The organism is Priestia megaterium, from assembly GCF_041941685.1.
Lineage (GTDB): Bacteria > Bacillota > Bacilli > Bacillales > Bacillaceae_H > Priestia > Priestia megaterium_C.
Window position 1 is genome coordinate 77,130 of the sequence record NZ_CP130958.1, and the last position, 15,371, is coordinate 92,500.

At 40.5% G+C, this 15,371-nt stretch carries 12 protein-coding genes and 2 rRNA genes (1 of these 14 only partly in view); all 14 read left to right on the forward strand.

From position 1 onward, the window contains the following. Positions 1-37 precede the first annotated feature (37 nt). Positions 38-1,414, forward strand: a complete 1,377-nt coding sequence (gene tilS, locus Q5794_RS00445; protein ID WP_214988697.1) for a tRNA lysidine(34) synthetase TilS — start codon at positions 38-40, stop codon at positions 1,412-1,414. A 27-nt stretch (positions 1,415-1,441) separates the two neighbouring features. Next, the gene (gene hpt / locus Q5794_RS00450) at positions 1,442-1,981 is read left to right on the forward strand and encodes a hypoxanthine phosphoribosyltransferase (RefSeq protein ID WP_013054884.1); all 540 of its coding nucleotides are present in this window, start codon (positions 1,442-1,444) and stop codon (positions 1,979-1,981) included. A gap of 93 nt (positions 1,982-2,074) precedes the next feature. Further along, on the forward strand, positions 2,075-3,985 hold the full coding sequence (ftsH, locus tag Q5794_RS00455; protein WP_214988699.1) for an ATP-dependent zinc metalloprotease FtsH: 1,911 nt from the start codon (positions 2,075-2,077) through the stop codon (positions 3,983-3,985). Positions 3,986-4,202: 217 nt separating this feature from the next. Continuing rightward, positions 4,203-4,970, forward strand: a complete 768-nt coding sequence (locus Q5794_RS00460; RefSeq protein ID WP_013054886.1) for a type III pantothenate kinase — start codon at positions 4,203-4,205, stop codon at positions 4,968-4,970. 12 nt (positions 4,971-4,982) lie between these two features. Continuing rightward, positions 4,983-5,861: an Hsp33 family molecular chaperone HslO gene (gene hslO, locus Q5794_RS00465; RefSeq protein WP_013054887.1), complete on the forward strand. Its 879-nt coding sequence runs from the start codon at positions 4,983-4,985 to the stop codon at positions 5,859-5,861. Positions 5,862-6,062: 201 nt separating this feature from the next. Then, the gene (gene cysK / locus Q5794_RS00470; protein ID WP_013054888.1) at positions 6,063-7,001 is read left to right on the forward strand and encodes a cysteine synthase A; all 939 of its coding nucleotides are present in this window, start codon (positions 6,063-6,065) and stop codon (positions 6,999-7,001) included. Positions 7,002-7,098: 97 nt separating this feature from the next. After that, positions 7,099-8,514 (forward strand): aminodeoxychorismate synthase component I, encoded by a 1,416-nt coding sequence (gene pabB / locus Q5794_RS00475; protein ID WP_214988701.1) that lies wholly within the window; start codon positions 7,099-7,101, stop codon positions 8,512-8,514. 2 nt (positions 8,515-8,516) lie between these two features. Then, the gene (gene pabA, locus Q5794_RS00480; protein WP_013054890.1) at positions 8,517-9,098 is read left to right on the forward strand and encodes an aminodeoxychorismate/anthranilate synthase component II; all 582 of its coding nucleotides are present in this window, start codon (positions 8,517-8,519) and stop codon (positions 9,096-9,098) included. Positions 9,099-9,102: 4 nt separating this feature from the next. Further along, positions 9,103-9,966 carry an aminodeoxychorismate lyase gene (gene pabC, locus Q5794_RS00485; protein WP_214988702.1) on the forward strand — a complete coding sequence of 288 codons (864 nt, stop codon included), beginning with the start codon at positions 9,103-9,105 and terminating at the stop codon, positions 9,964-9,966. A gap of 21 nt (positions 9,967-9,987) precedes the next feature. Next, entirely contained in the window at positions 9,988-10,347 is a 360-nt protein-coding gene (gene folB, locus Q5794_RS00490; RefSeq protein WP_013054892.1) for a dihydroneopterin aldolase, read from the forward strand. Continuing rightward, entirely contained in the window at positions 10,348-10,893 is a 546-nt protein-coding gene (gene folK, locus Q5794_RS00495; protein WP_374988582.1) for a 2-amino-4-hydroxy-6-hydroxymethyldihydropteridine diphosphokinase, read from the forward strand. A gap of 272 nt (positions 10,894-11,165) precedes the next feature. Next, positions 11,166-12,650, forward strand: coding sequence for a lysine--tRNA ligase (gene lysS, locus Q5794_RS00500; protein WP_013054894.1), 1,485 nt, complete (start codon positions 11,166-11,168; stop codon positions 12,648-12,650). 277 nt (positions 12,651-12,927) lie between these two features. Next, positions 12,928-14,479, forward strand: a 16S ribosomal RNA gene (locus Q5794_RS00505). Between the two features lie 225 nt (positions 14,480-14,704). Continuing rightward, positions 14,705-15,371: ribosomal RNA gene (locus tag Q5794_RS00510) — 23S ribosomal RNA — on the forward strand; it runs 2,269 nt beyond the window's last position. The 16S and 23S rRNA genes sit together here, the layout of an rRNA operon.

The following is a 15,371-nucleotide window of genomic DNA, read 5'->3' on the forward strand; positions in this document are numbered from 1 at the left end:
CATTATTGCGTGTACATTATAAGGATGAGTCATTCCTATGGAAAAGCAAGTGAACAATTTTATGAAAAAACATCAGTTATTATCCGCAGGCTCTACGGTGGTTGTAGGTATTTCTGGTGGTCCTGATTCTTTAGCACTGCTGCATTTCTTATGGAGTCTGAAAGAGCAAAAATCTCTCACGATTATTGCTGCTCATGTTGATCATATGTTCCGGGGCAAAGAGTCACAGCAGGATATGGAATATGTGCAGAACTACTGCAAACAATTGAATATTAAATGTGAGGCGAAGCAGATTGATGTTACTGCCTATCAGAAGGAAAGAAAGTTATCTTCTCAAGTAGCAGCCAGAGAATGCCGCTATACATTTTTTACTCATGTTATGAAGAAGCACAAAGCAAATCTTCTTGCATTAGGACATCACGGAGATGATCAGATTGAAACGATGTTAATGCGAATGGTTCGAGGCAGTACGATGAATGGATACGCAGGGATGCAGCCCAAGCGGCCATATGGGGATGGATTTATTATTAGGCCGTTCCTAGCCGTAACGAAAGAAGAAATCAATCGCTACTGTAAGCTACATGGGCTTACCCCTCGGATTGACCCGAGTAATGAGAAAGATTCGTACACGAGAAATCGGTTTCGTCATTACGTTTTGCCATTTTTAAAGCAAGAAAACGCCGCTGTACATGAAAAATTTCAACAATTTAGCGAGAACTTGCATGAAGATCAAGCATACTTAGAGGAATTAACGACCGATGTGATGAATAAAGTAATGAGAAAGAAATTGCAAAATGAAATTCTCATTGATAGAGATTGTTTTCTAAGGATACGCAAGCCTTTACAAAGGCGTGGTATTCAACTAATATTAAACTATCTCTATAAAGAAATTCCTCCAACCCTTTCCTCAGCGCATGTTGACATGTTAGTAGGATTTTGTGAAAGTAAAAAACCGTCTGGTACGCTTGACTTTCCAAATGGTTTGCGCATTATCCGATCTTACAACGACTGTCTTTTCACCTTTAATGAGGGGAACATCGAGCCATATGAATTTATTGTTCCGATTCCAGGGGTCGTCGAGCTTCCAAATGGTCACCAGCTTATTTGTGAAATACATAATAAAGTCGAAGATATAAAAGGAAACGATGTTTTTCTTTTAGATGAAGCTCATGATTTACAATCATTAAAGGTAAGGACACGAAAAAATGGCGATAAAATGCGAGTAAAGGGCATGAAGGGACATAAAAAAGTAAAGGATATTTTTATCGATGAAAAAATTCCTTTACAATTCAGAGATCATTGGCCGGTAGTGGAAGATAGCCAAGGAACTATTTTGTGGCTACCTGGTTTGAAAAAATCTGCTTATGAACTGCATACACATAAGTCCAGATATGTTATTTTATACTATAAGTAGCGAAAACTTCTAGGAGGCAAGTAAGGAATGAAGCAGGATATTCAAGAAATTTTGATTTCAGAAGAAGAAATACAACAGAAAGTAAAAGAATTGGGTAAGCTATTATCTGAGGAATACGCTGACCGTTTTCCTTTGGTAATCGGTGTATTGAAAGGCGCTATGCCTTTTATGTCTGATCTAATTAAGCGTGTTGATACATATTTAGAAATGGATTTTATGGATGTATCAAGTTATGGCAATGCGATGGTTTCTTCTGGTGAAGTAAAAATCCTAAAAGATTTAGATACATCAGTTGAAGGTCGAGACATTCTTATCTTAGAGGATATTATCGACAGCGGCTTAACGCTTAGCTATCTTGTAGAGTTATTCAAGTACCGTAAAGCTAAGTCAATTAAGATTGTCACACTCTTAGACAAACCAACAGGTCGTAAAGCATCTATTAAAGCAGATTACGTTGGATTTGAAGTACCTGATGCATTCGTAGTAGGGTATGGATTAGATTATCAAGAAAAATATCGTAACCTGCCGTATATTGGGGTTCTTAAACCGCAAGTATACAGCAATTAATAAGCACATATCCAAGTGCAATTTATTGGATAGGATAAATGTTCTATGTTAGTATTGAATACAGTATTTGTTTATCGTGGGAGGAGGTAAGAAATGAATCGGATCTTCCGTAATACCATCTTTTATTTACTTATATTTTTAGTCATTATTGGCGTGGTAAGCTTCTTTAGTGGCTCTAATCAAAAAGCAGAACCAATGAGATACGATACATTTGTTCAACACTTAGACAAAGGTGATGTGAAATCACTCTCTATGAAGCCTGAAAGAGGCGTGTATGTTGTGCAAGGGAAGTTAGATTCTTATAAAAAGGATCAAACGTTCCAAACTTACATCGTAGATGGTGACAAAGCACTTGATCGTATTGACGCTGCTTCAGAAAATAATCAAGTAGAAGTTGATTTTAAACCTGCTGATGAAACAAGCGGCTGGGTAACGTTCTTTACGTCAATCATTCCGTTTGTTATTATTTTCATCCTATTCTTCTTCTTACTGAACCAAGCTCAAGGTGGCGGAAGCCGCGTTATGAACTTTGGTAAAAGTAAGGCTAAGCTTTACAGTGAAGAAAAGAAAAAGGTTAAATTTAAAGACGTAGCTGGTGCAGACGAAGAAAAGCAAGAACTTGTGGAAGTTGTTGAGTTCTTAAAAGATCCTCGTAAATTCGCAGAGCTAGGTGCAAGAATTCCGAAGGGTGTCTTACTTGTGGGACCTCCTGGTACTGGTAAAACATTATTAGCAAGAGCTGTTGCTGGTGAAGCAGGCGTTCCTTTCTTCTCTATCAGTGGTTCAGACTTTGTTGAAATGTTTGTTGGGGTCGGTGCTTCTCGTGTTCGTGATTTATTCGAAAATGCGAAGAAGAATGCTCCATGTATTATCTTTATTGATGAAATCGATGCTGTAGGTCGCCAACGTGGCGCAGGTCTTGGTGGCGGACACGATGAGCGTGAACAAACATTGAACCAATTGCTTGTTGAGATGGATGGTTTTGGTGCTAACGAAGGTATCATTATCATTGCAGCAACAAACCGCCCGGATATCTTAGATCCAGCGTTATTACGTCCAGGCCGCTTCGACCGTCAAATTACGGTAGATCGTCCAGATGTAAATGGCCGTGAAGCAGTGCTTAAAGTACATGCTCGCAATAAGCCTTTAGATGAATCAGTAAACTTAAAAGCAATTGCTATGCGTACGCCAGGTTTCTCAGGTGCAGATCTCGAAAACTTGTTAAACGAAGCTGCCTTAGTAGCTGCTAGACAGGACAAAAAGAAAATTGAAATGGTTGACATTGACGAAGCAACAGACCGCGTAATTGCAGGTCCAGCTAAGAAAAGTCGAGTTATTTCTAAAAAAGAACGCAATATTGTTGCTTATCATGAAGCAGGACATACAATTATCGGTGTCGTATTAGACGAAGCTGATATGGTACATAAAGTAACCATTGTTCCACGTGGGCAAGCTGGTGGATATGCTGTTATGTTACCAAAAGAAGATCGCTACTTTATGACGAAGCCAGAGCTGCTGGATAAAATTGTTGGATTGCTTGGTGGTCGCGTAGCTGAGGAAATTATTTTCGGCGAAGTGAGTACAGGTGCTCACAATGACTTCCAGCGTGCAACAAGCATCGCTCGTAAAATGGTAACAGAATACGGTATGAGTGAAAAGTTAGGACCAATGCAATTCGGTCAGTCACAACAAGGCCAAGTATTCTTAGGTCGTGATTTACACAGTGAACAAAACTACAGTGATGCGATTGCTCATGAAATTGATAATGAAATCCAACGTTTCATTAAAGAAAGCTATGAGCGTGCTAAGCAGATCTTAACGGAAAACCGTGACAAGTTAGAGCTTGTAGCTCAAACATTGTTAGAAGTAGAAACGTTAGACGCTGAGCAAATCAACCACTTAGTAGATCATGGAACTCTTCCAGATCGTTCTAGTCACGTAACAGATAAAGATGTTAAAGTAAACATCCAAACAAAGACAGACGATGAAGAGCCAAAAGCATAAGACAATAAAAATCAGTGGAGATATTTTCCACTGATTTTTTAATGGGCAAAAGTTAGGTTTGGTAAAAGGTTTTCGTATATATGGTGGATAAGTAGGATATCCACTAGAGAATCGTCTCATTATATTCCTATTTTATCTAGAATATACACGTCTATTTACCAGTTATGGTATGATGGTTTCAGTGTGAATACTGAATTTATATAAAGTGGTGATTGAAATGATTTTTGTATTAGATGTTGGAAATACGAATACGGTATTAGGTGTATACGATGGAGATGAATTAAAGTATCACTGGCGTGTAGAAACAAGCCGTAATAAAACAGAAGACGAGTATGGCATGACAATCAAAGCCTTGCTTGAGCACGTTAGTTTATCTTTTAAAGATATTCATGGTATTATTATTTCCTCTGTTGTTCCTCCTATTATGTTTGCATTGGAGAGAATGTGTCAAAAGTATTTTCATTTAAAGCCGCTTGTTGTGGGTCCTGGAATTAAGACGGGTTTAAATATTAAATATGAAAATCCGCGTGAAGTGGGAGCAGACCGTATTGTAAATGCTGTTGCTGGAATTCAGCTATACGGAAGCCCTTTAATTATCGTTGATTTTGGTACCGCAACCACGTATTGCTATATTGATGAAAATAAGCAATATATGGGTGGTGCGATTGCCCCTGGTATTAATATTTCGACAGAAGCTCTTTATTCAAGAGCATCTAAGCTTCCGCGAATTGAAATTGCGCGACCAAATAGCATTGTGGGGAAAAATACAGTATCTGCGATGCAAGCAGGTATTTTATATGGATACGTTGGACAAGTAGAAGGAATTGTAGCAAGAATGAAAGAGCAAGCAACAGTAAATCCTAAAGTTATTGCTACTGGAGGACTCGCAACATTGATTGCTAAAGAGTCGGATATTATTGATATTGTGGATCCATTTTTGACTTTAAAAGGATTGCAAATAATTTATACAAAAAATATGGAGTAAGAGGTGTATATTATGGGTGACTATTTAGTAAAAGCACTAGCTTACAATAGTCAAGTTCGCGCTTATGCAGTAAAAACAACGGATACAGTTGGAGAAGCGCAGCGCCGTCACTATACATGGCCTACAGCCTCTGCAGCATTGGGACGTTCAATGACTGCGGGAGTCATGATGGGGGCTATGCTAAAGGGTGAGCAAAAGCTAACAATTAAAATTGAAGGCCGCGGCCCAATTGGCGTTATTTTAGTAGACAGCAATGCTAAAGGGGAAGTGCGTGGATATGTAACGAATCCACAAACGCACTTCGATTTAAATCAGCATGGGAAATTAGATGTAGCACGTGCTGTAGGTACAGATGGCACACTAAGTGTCGTAAAAGATATCGGAATGCGTGATCAATTTAACGGACAAGTACCTATTGTATCGGGAGAATTAGGAGAGGATTTCACGTATTATTTTGTGACATCTGAACAAGTCCCATCTTCAGTAGGTGTAGGTGTACTTGTTAACCCTGATAACACGATCTTAGCTGCGGGCGGATTTATCATTCAGCTTCTGCCAGGAACAGATGATAAAACGATTACAGCTATTGAACAACGATTACAGACGATTGAGCCAATTTCAAAACTGATTCAAAAAGGTCTTTCTCCTGAGGAAATCTTAGAAGAAGTTCTTGGAAAAGAAAATGTAAAGTTTCTGGAGACAATGCCTGTAGAGTTCAAATGTCAGTGCTCAGAAGAAAGAATTGCCAATGCTATTATCAGCTTAGGACAAGAAGAGATTCAATCGATGATTGAGGAAGACGGCCAAGCTGAAGCCCAGTGTCATTTCTGTAATGAGACATATCGTTTTGATAAAAAGCAGCTTGAAGAAATGAAAGAACAAGCAATCTAAATGAAATAAAAGATTCTTAAAAGGCGTCATTTTATAAATGAGCGCCTTTTTTTATAGATATTAAGTTCTATTTCTGTATATATTGATCTAAAAATATAACAAAATTAGGTAAATAAAAAGACAAAATGATTGACAATTTAGAAAACATCTGATAAATTGTATACAAAATCAATAAAATTAGTTGGTATTAGGAGTGGTCATATGGCACGTATTGCAAATTCAATTACAGAGTTAATTGGTCAAACACCAATCGTAAAACTAAACCGTCTAGTTGAAGAAGATATGGCGGATGTATATTTAAAATTAGAATTTATGAACCCAGGAAGCAGCGTAAAAGATCGTATCGCATTAGCAATGATTGAAGATGCGGAAGCAAAAGGTGTGTTAAAACCTGGCGACACAATCATTGAACCAACAAGTGGTAACACAGGAATTGGCTTAGCAATGGTAGCTGCAGCAAAAGGATACCGTGCTATTTTAACAATGCCTGAAACGATGAGTATTGAGCGTCGTAATCTGCTTCGTGCGTACGGTGCAGAGTTAGTGTTAACACCAGGTCCAGAAGGAATGAAAGGGGCGGTTAATAAAGCAACTGAGCTTGCAAAAGAGCACGGCTACTTTATTCCTCAGCAGTTCCAAAACGAGGCGAACCCAGAAGTGCACCGTCAAACAACGGCTAAAGAAATTATCGAGCAGTTTGGCGATCAGCTAGATGGATTTGTGGCAGGTATCGGTACTGGCGGTACTATTACAGGTGCTGGTGAAGTGTTAAAAGAAAAGTACCCAAATATCAAAATTTATGCGGTAGAGCCAGCTGATTCTCCGATTTTAAGCGGTGGTCAACCAGGACCTCATAAAATTCAAGGAATTGGTGCAAACTTTGTTCCGGATACGCTTAACACGGAAGTATATGACGAAGTTGTCGCTGTTCAAAACGACCAAGCTTTTGAATATGCCCGTAAAGTAGCAAAAACAGAAGGTGTACTAGTAGGTATCTCTTCTGGGGCTGCGATTTATGCTGCGTTAAAAGCTGCAAAACAGCTTGGGAAAGGTAAAAAAGTGTTAGCGATTATTCCAAGTAACGGTGAGCGTTACCTAAGTACTCCATTGTTCCAATTCGAGGAACAAACACAAGCATAAAAACGATAAAAAAACAGCTTCTATATGAAGCTGTTTTTTTTCATCTAAGAATCATGTAAAATGAAAGCAGGTGATTTATTTTTAGGAGAGTGAACAAATGCAGCAAAGAATGACTTGGGGCGAATCTATTTCTATCTCTAAAAACCAATGGTTCAAAAAATATCAAGAGTTGTCAAAAGAGGAACCGAATCATATCCTGCTTGAAAGCGGTCGAGGCGGAAAGTTTCAAATGATGGGATTAAAACCTGTAGCCATTTTGCGAGGCGAACAAAACGAGCTTCATATCAAAACGGATGGCCAAGTTACTGTTCAAAAAGGTAATCCGCTTCATCTTATGCGAGACTGGATGAAGAAGTTTGAAGCAGAGGTGAATCCAGATCTTCCTCCTTTTCAAGGTGGAGCAATTGGCTTTATTAGCTATGATTATATCCGCTATGTAGAAACCATACCTGACCTTGCTGAAGATTCATTGAAAACGCCGGACGTTTATTTCCTTATTTTCGATGACGTATTTGTATACGATCAAGAAAAGGAAAAGCTCTGGATTATCGTTAATGACGAAGCAGATTGTAAAGAGCAGGCACATAAGCGTATTGATCAATACAAAAAGGACTGGATGGAGGCAAGTGCTGAAGGACTCTCATATGAGCGGATTCATCGTGTTGCCGAAAAGAGTGAGGTTTCGATGTCTGAAGCTGCTTTTTCAGATGCCACAACTCGCGTACATGAGTACATCGGGCAAGGCGATGTGTTTCAAGTGAACTTATCTGTTCGACAGTCTCAACGGCTTCAAACTCATCCTATGCATATCTACGAACAGGTACGAAAAATCAACCCGTCTCCTTACATGTCTTATATGCAGACAGAAGAATTTCACATTGTGAGCTGTTCACCAGAACTATTAGTGAAAAAAGCCGGTGATGAAATCAGTACGAGACCGATTGCGGGAACGCGCTCTCGAGGTAAGGATGATCAAGAAGACCAACAGTTAGCGGATGAGCTTATTCATAACGAAAAAGAGCGTGCAGAGCACGTGATGCTTGTTGACTTGGAGCGTAATGATCTTGGTAGAGTAAGCGAATATGGTACCGTGCATGTTGACGAGTTTATGGTTATTGAAAAATATTCACATGTCATGCATATTGTGTCTAATGTAAAAGGCAAGCTCGCGCGCAACAAAGATTTTGTAGATATCGTAGATGCGGTCTTTCCTGGAGGAACGATTACTGGAGCACCTAAAGTTCGTACAATGGAAATCATTGAAGAACTTGAACCAGTTCGACGAGGAATTTATACAGGATCGATTGGTTGGATTGGGTTTAATGGAGATATGGAATTAAATATTGCGATTCGCACTATGATTATTCAAGACGACCAAGCTTATGTGCAGGCTGGTGCGGGCGTTGTGATTGATTCAAATCCGAAACACGAATACAAAGAATCACTGAAAAAAGCAATTGCACTATGGAAAGCAAAAGAGCAGAGCGAAAATGAGCTGAGTGAGGGTGAGTAAAGATGATATTAATGATTGATAATTATGATTCTTTTACGTTTAATTTAGTACAGTATTTAGGTGAGCTAGGGCATGAGCTTCTTGTAAAAAGAAATGATGAAATTACACTTTCTGAAATTGAAGTGCTAAATCCAGATTTCTTGATGATCTCCCCGGGACCATGCAGTCCTAACGAAGCGGGAATCAGTCTAGAAGCCATCGAGTATTTTGCAGGTAAGATTCCAATATTCGGCGTATGCTTAGGGCATCAGTCGATTGGGCAAGCTTTTGGAGGGAATGTGATTCGTGCGGATAAATTAATGCACGGTAAAACATCTGAAATGCATCATGATGGCCGTACTATCTTTAAAGGTCTTGATAATCCGTTCACGGCAACGCGATATCATTCTTTGATTGTAGAAAAAAGTTCACTGCCGGATTGCTTTGAGATTTCAGCGTGGACAGCAGAAGATGAAATTATGGCGATTCGCCATAAATCATTACCTATTGAAGGAGTACAGTTCCATCCTGAATCTATCATGACTTCTTACGGTAAAGAAATGCTGAAGAATTTTATTGAAACTTACGAAAAAAAGCGAGTGTAATGATATGTATATATACGTAAATGGCGAAGTAAAGCCTGCGTCTGAAGCCACTATTTCTCCGTTTGATCACGGATATATGTACGGCCTAGGGCTGTTTGAAACGTTACGAGTTTATGAAGGTCATCCATTTTTAGTGGAAGACCATCTGGATCGACTGCGTAGCAGCTTACGTGAATTAAATATTGTATGGGACTACTCTACACAGGACGTGTTGGGAATCATTAATAGTCTGTTAATGAAAAACAATGAGAGAAATGCGTATGTTCGATTAAATGTCTCAGCAGGAAATGGCGGAATTGGCTTGCAGGTGGAAGAATACGACAAGCCATCTACAATCGTATATATGAAATCAATGCCTCATCCATCGAGCCCCCTTGTAAAAGAGGGGCTTATTCTTGAGACGAAACGAAATACGCCTGAAGGAACCATGAGGTTAAAGTCTCATCATTATTTAAATAATGTACTAGCTAAGCGAGAAGTTGGTTCAGACTTAAATAAAGAGGGTATCTTTTTAACAAAAGAAGGGTTCTTAGCCGAAGGCATTGTGTCAAATTTATTTTTTGTAAAAGATGATTGTGTATATACGCCGTCTCTTGAAACAGGTATCTTAAATGGAATTACGAGACAGTTTATCTTTACGCTTTTACAAAAGAAAAACATAGAGGTTGTAGAAGGCTTATTTACGGTAGAACAGCTCTTGGAGGGTGATGAAGTTTTCGTTACAAATTCCATTCAAGAAATCGTACCTCTTCGAAGTATAAAGGATAAGCAGTTTTCAGTAGGAGACCATACGTTGACAGCTCAGTTGCAAAAAGAGTATCGCTCTTACACGATGTCGCTAATGAGTCGACACGAGCTACATGTATAAAAGCGAAAGGAGAGGCTAAAGATGGATAAAATTTATGTGAATGATATGCGTTTCTATGGATATCATGGTGTATTTCCGGAAGAAAATAAATTAGGGCAGCGTTTTCATGTGGATTTAGCTGTAGAACTGGATTTAAAACAAGCTGGTACTACGGACAATTTAGAATACTCGGTGAGCTATGCAGATTTATATCAAACATGCCAGGAAGTTGTAGAGAAGCGCACGTTCAAGTTAGTTGAAACGGTGGCCGAAACGATTGCATCTGAATTGCTTGCTAATTACGAACTCGTGCAGGCTTGTACAGTAAAGGTATATAAGCCCGATCCGCCAATTCCCGGTTATTATCAATCGGTAGCTATTGAAATTAAAAGGAGCCGTTGAATGACAACAGAAGCATATATTGCATTAGGATCAAATATTGAAAATCGAATGGAACATTTGAAGTCAGGAGTTACTGGCTTGATGAAACACTCTGAGATTAAGGTAGTGGCCGTTTCATCTATTTATGAAACGGCCCCGGTCGGGTATACGAATCAAGCAAGCTTTTTAAACATGGTAGTAAAAATACAAACAACGTATTCGTCAGAGCACCTTTTAGATTGTTTGCAAGTCATTGAACAAGCGGCAGGTCGAAAAAGAGAGATTGTATGGGGACCTAGAACCCTTGATTTAGATATCTTACTTTATAGTAATGAAATCATTCATACGGATAGACTGAGCGTCCCTCATCCCCGAATGTTTGAACGAGCGTTTGTGATGGTTCCTCTAAACGAACTAGCTCCATCTTTTATTCTCCCTGTAGCAGAAGAAAAAGTTGAAATCATCACAACACGTTTATCGGATTTAAAAGATGTAAAATTATTTCGAAAGCAAACAACCGGCATACTAGATATGTTCGAAAATAATAGTAATGATTTACATAAGTGAAATTGAATCTTATTAGTTGATTCATTTTTATATTGGCGTAAAGTAGAGTTCATAGTGAAAACTTTGAGATTTGGGTTCGCAGGTTGGTGGTTTATTCGGTAGCTTGTTAGAGAAATCGAAGAAAAAGGGAAGCGCAGCAAGAATAAAGCGATTTGACATAGAGAAACGACTGAACCTATAATAATTTTAAAGAAACGTAGTAGTTGCCAGTAAACATGCTGGCCTTTTTTCTGTTTCGGAAAACTTAATTATACGATGGAGATGAGTAAACGATGAGTCATGAAGAATTAAATGATCAATTTCTCGTTCGTCGCGAAAAAATGAGCAACCTACGAGATCAAGGTATTGATCCGTTTGGTCAACGTTTTGAACGTACACATACATCACAGCAATTAATTAGTGAGTATGACGAGTTAACAAAAGAACAGTTAGAAGAAAATGAAGTGCCTGTGTCATTAGCTGGTCGTATTATGACAAAGCGTGGAAAAGGAAAAGCAGGTTTCGCTCACGTTCAAGATTTAACAGGACAAATTCAGCTTTATGTACGTAAAGATGCAATTGGCGAAGAACAGTACGAAATCTTCAGCAGCGTAGATATCGGTGACTTGGTAGGGGTTGAAGGTGTTTTATTCAAAACAAAAGTTGGCGAACTTTCTATTAAAGTAAAAGATTTTACGTTACTAACAAAAGCGCTTCGTCCACTTCCAGATAAATATCATGGTTTAAAAGATATTGAACAGCGCTACCGTCAACGTTACTTAGATTTAATTACAAACCCAGAAAGTAAACAAACATTTATCTCAAGAAGCCGCATTATTCAATCGATGCGCCGTTACTTAGATAATCATGGATATTTAGAAGTTGAAACACCGATGATGCATTCAATCGCAGGTGGAGCAGCAGCTCGTCCGTTTGTGACACACCACAATGCGCTTGATATGGAACTTTATATGCGTATTGCGATTGAACTTCATTTAAAACGTTTAATCGTAGGTGGATTAGAAAAAGTATATGAAATTGGCCGTGTATTCCGTAATGAAGGTGTATCTACACGTCACAATCCTGAATTTACAATGATCGAATTGTACGAAGCGTATGCGGACTACAAAGATATCATGGCTTTGACAGAGAACTTAATTGCACACATTGCGCAAGAAGTACTTGGCACAACAAAGATTCAGTATGGCGATCAAGAGGTAGATTTAACTCCAGAGTGGACAAGACTTCATATGGTCGATGCTATTAAACAATATACGGGCGTAGACTTCTGGGGAGAGACATCTGTTGAAGAAGCTCGTGCTTTAGCGAAAGAACACGGGGTAGAAATCACTGAACATATGCAATATGGACATATTGTAAATGAATTCTTTGAACAAAAAGTAGAAGAGCAGTTAATTCAACCAACGTTCATTTACGGACATCCTGTAGAAATCTCTCCATTGGCTAAGAAAAATGCGGAAGATCCGCGTTTTACTGACCGTTTTGAGCTGTTTATCGTTGCGCGTGAACACGCGAATGCATTTACAGAGCTAAATGATCCAATTGACCAACGTGAGCGCTTTGAAGCTCAGTTGAAAGAGAAAGAACAAGGAAACGATGAAGCGCATGAGATGGATGATGACTTCATTGAGGCATTAGAATATGGTATGCCACCTACAGGTGGTCTAGGAATCGGTATTGACCGCCTTGTTATGTTACTAACAAATGCACCGTCAATCCGTGATGTACTATTATTCCCACATATGCGTCAACGCTAAAAAAAGATGGCTACGGCCATCTTTTTTAGTTAATAATATTAGAAAATTTAAACTTTTAATTTACCTCTTGTTTTTATGAAATTGATTTGGTATATTTATATCTGTTGCTAACGCAGACAAGCGAAAACAACAAAAAAATAAAAAAGTTGTTGACATTACGTTGATAACTTGATAAGATAGTAAAGTCGCTTAAGAGCGGCGGTTGAACTTTGAAAACTGAACAAAGCGACAAACGTCAACGTTAATTTTTATTTTTTAATTGAGCAAATCAAACATTTCTTCGGAGAGTTTGATCCTGGCTCAGGATGAACGCTGGCGGCGTGCCTAATACATGCAAGTCGAGCGAACTGATTAGAAGCTTGCTTCTATGACGTTAGCGGCGGACGGGTGAGTAACACGTGGGCAACCTGCCTGTAAGACTGGGATAACTTCGGGAAACCGAAGCTAATACCGGATAGGATCTTCTCCTTCATGGGAGATGATTGAAAGATGGTTTCGGCTATCACTTACAGATGGGCCCGCGGTGCATTAGCTAGTTGGTGAGGTAACGGCTCACCAAGGCAACGATGCATAGCCGACCTGAGAGGGTGATCGGCCACACTGGGACTGAGACACGGCCCAGACTCCTACGGGAGGCAGCAGTAGGGAATCTTCCGCAATGGACGAAAGTCTGACGGAGCAACGCCGCGTGAGTGATGAAGGCTTTCGGGTCGTAAAACTCTGTTGTTAGGGAAGAACAAGTACGAGAGTAACTGCTCGTACCTTGACGGTACCTAACCAGAAAGCCACGGCTAACTACGTGCCAGCAGCCGCGGTAATACGTAGGTGGCAAGCGTTATCCGGAATTATTGGGCGTAAAGCGCGCGCAGGCGGTTTCTTAAGTCTGATGTGAAAGCCCACGGCTCAACCGTGGAAGGTCATTGGAAACTGGGGAACTTGAGTGCAGAAGAGAAAAGCGGAATTCCACGTGTAGCGGTGAAATGCGTAGAGATGTGGAGGAACACCAGTGGCGAAGGCGGCTTTTTGGTCTGTAACTGACGCTGAGGCGCGAAAGCGTGGGGAGCAAACAGGATTAGATACCCTGGTAGTCCACGCCGTAAACGATGAGTGCTAAGTGTTAGAGGGTTTCCGCCCTTTAGTGCTGCAGCTAACGCATTAAGCACTCCGCCTGGGGAGTACGGTCGCAAGACTGAAACTCAAAGGAATTGACGGGGGCCCGCACAAGCGGTGGAGCATGTGGTTTAATTCGAAGCAACGCGAAGAACCTTACCAGGTCTTGACATCCTCTGACAACTCTAGAGATAGAGCGTTCCCCTTCGGGGGACAGAGTGACAGGTGGTGCATGGTTGTCGTCAGCTCGTGTCGTGAGATGTTGGGTTAAGTCCCGCAACGAGCGCAACCCTTGATCTTAGTTGCCAGCATTAAGTTGGGCACTCTAAGGTGACTGCCGGTGACAAACCGGAGGAAGGTGGGGATGACGTCAAATCATCATGCCCCTTATGACCTGGGCTACACACGTGCTACAATGGATGGTACAAAGGGCTGCAAGACCGCGAGGTCAAGCCAATCCCATAAAACCATTCTCAGTTCGGATTGTAGGCTGCAACTCGCCTACATGAAGCTGGAATCGCTAGTAATCGCGGATCAGCATGCCGCGGTGAATACGTTCCCGGGCCTTGTACACACCGCCCGTCACACCACGAGAGTTTGTAACACCCGAAGTCGGTGGAGTAACCGTAAGGAGCTAGCCGCCTAAGGTGGGACAGATGATTGGGGTGAAGTCGTAACAAGGTAGCCGTATCGGAAGGTGCGGCTGGATCACCTCCTTTCTAAGGATTTTTACATGACGTACGTTTTGACACTTTGTTCAGTTTTGAGAGTTCAATCTCTCAATTATAGAAAGCACACTACTTTCTTCTTATCTAATAAGAAGAATTTTGGTTGCGATTGTTCTTTGAAAACTAGATAACAGTAATTGCTGAGGAAAAGTGAAACTTTTCTTTAATCAAACCAATAAATAACACAACATTATGTTGTACCATTTATTCGCTAATGGTTAAGTTAGAAAGGGCGCACGGTGAATGCCTTGGCACTAGGAGCCGATGAAGGACGGGACTAACACCGATATGCTTCGGGGAGCTGTAAGTGAGCTTTGATCCGGAGATTTCCGAATGGGGAAACCCACTGTTCGTAATGGAACAGTATCTTTATCTGAATACATAGGATATTGAAGGCAGACCCGGGGAACTGAAACATCTAAGTACCCGGAGGAAGAGAAAGCAAATGCGATTTCCTGAGTAGCGGCGAGCGAAACGGAATTAGCCCAAACCAAGAGGCTTGCCTCTTGGGGTTGTAGGACACTCTATACGGAGTTACAAAGGAACGAAGTAAATGAAGCGACCTGGAAAGGTCCGTCGAAGAAGGTAACAACCCTGTAGTTGAAACTTCGTTCCCTCTTGAGTGGATCCTGAGTACGGCGGAACACGTGAAATTCCGTCGGAATCTGGGAGGACCATCTCCCAAGGCTAAATACTACCTAGTGACCGATAGTGAACCAGTACCGTGAGGGAAAGGTGAAAAGCACCCCGGAAGGGGAGTGAAAGAGATCCTGAAACCGTGTGCCTACAAGTAGTCAGAGCCCGTTAACGGGTGATGGCGTGCCTTTTGTAGAATGAACCGGCGAGTTACGATCCCATGCAAGGTTAAGCTGATAAGGCGGAG

What these genes read in the sequence shown, in the direction of transcription:
- hpt (WP_013054884.1), top strand. Translation starts at nt 1,442, where the DNA reads ATGAAGCAGGATATTCAAGAAATTTTGATTTCAGAAGAAGAAATACAA.
- folB (WP_013054892.1), top strand. Translation starts at nt 9,988, where the DNA reads ATGGATAAAATTTATGTGAATGATATGCGTTTCTATGGATATCATGGT.
- lysS (WP_013054894.1), top strand. Translation starts at nt 11,166, where the DNA reads ATGAGTCATGAAGAATTAAATGATCAATTTCTCGTTCGTCGCGAAAAA.
- folK (WP_374988582.1), top strand. Translation starts at nt 10,348, where the DNA reads ATGACAACAGAAGCATATATTGCATTAGGATCAAATATTGAAAATCGA.
- pabC (WP_214988702.1), top strand. Translation starts at nt 9,103, where the DNA reads ATGTATATATACGTAAATGGCGAAGTAAAGCCTGCGTCTGAAGCCACT.
- cysK (WP_013054888.1), top strand. Translation starts at nt 6,063, where the DNA reads ATGGCACGTATTGCAAATTCAATTACAGAGTTAATTGGTCAAACACCA.
- hslO (WP_013054887.1), top strand. Translation starts at nt 4,983, where the DNA reads ATGGGTGACTATTTAGTAAAAGCACTAGCTTACAATAGTCAAGTTCGC.
- Q5794_RS00460 (WP_013054886.1), top strand. Translation starts at nt 4,203, where the DNA reads ATGATTTTTGTATTAGATGTTGGAAATACGAATACGGTATTAGGTGTA.
- tilS (WP_214988697.1), top strand. Translation starts at nt 38, where the DNA reads ATGGAAAAGCAAGTGAACAATTTTATGAAAAAACATCAGTTATTATCC.
- ftsH (WP_214988699.1), top strand. Translation starts at nt 2,075, where the DNA reads ATGAATCGGATCTTCCGTAATACCATCTTTTATTTACTTATATTTTTA.
- pabB (WP_214988701.1), top strand. Translation starts at nt 7,099, where the DNA reads ATGCAGCAAAGAATGACTTGGGGCGAATCTATTTCTATCTCTAAAAAC.
- pabA (WP_013054890.1), top strand. Translation starts at nt 8,517, where the DNA reads ATGATATTAATGATTGATAATTATGATTCTTTTACGTTTAATTTAGTA.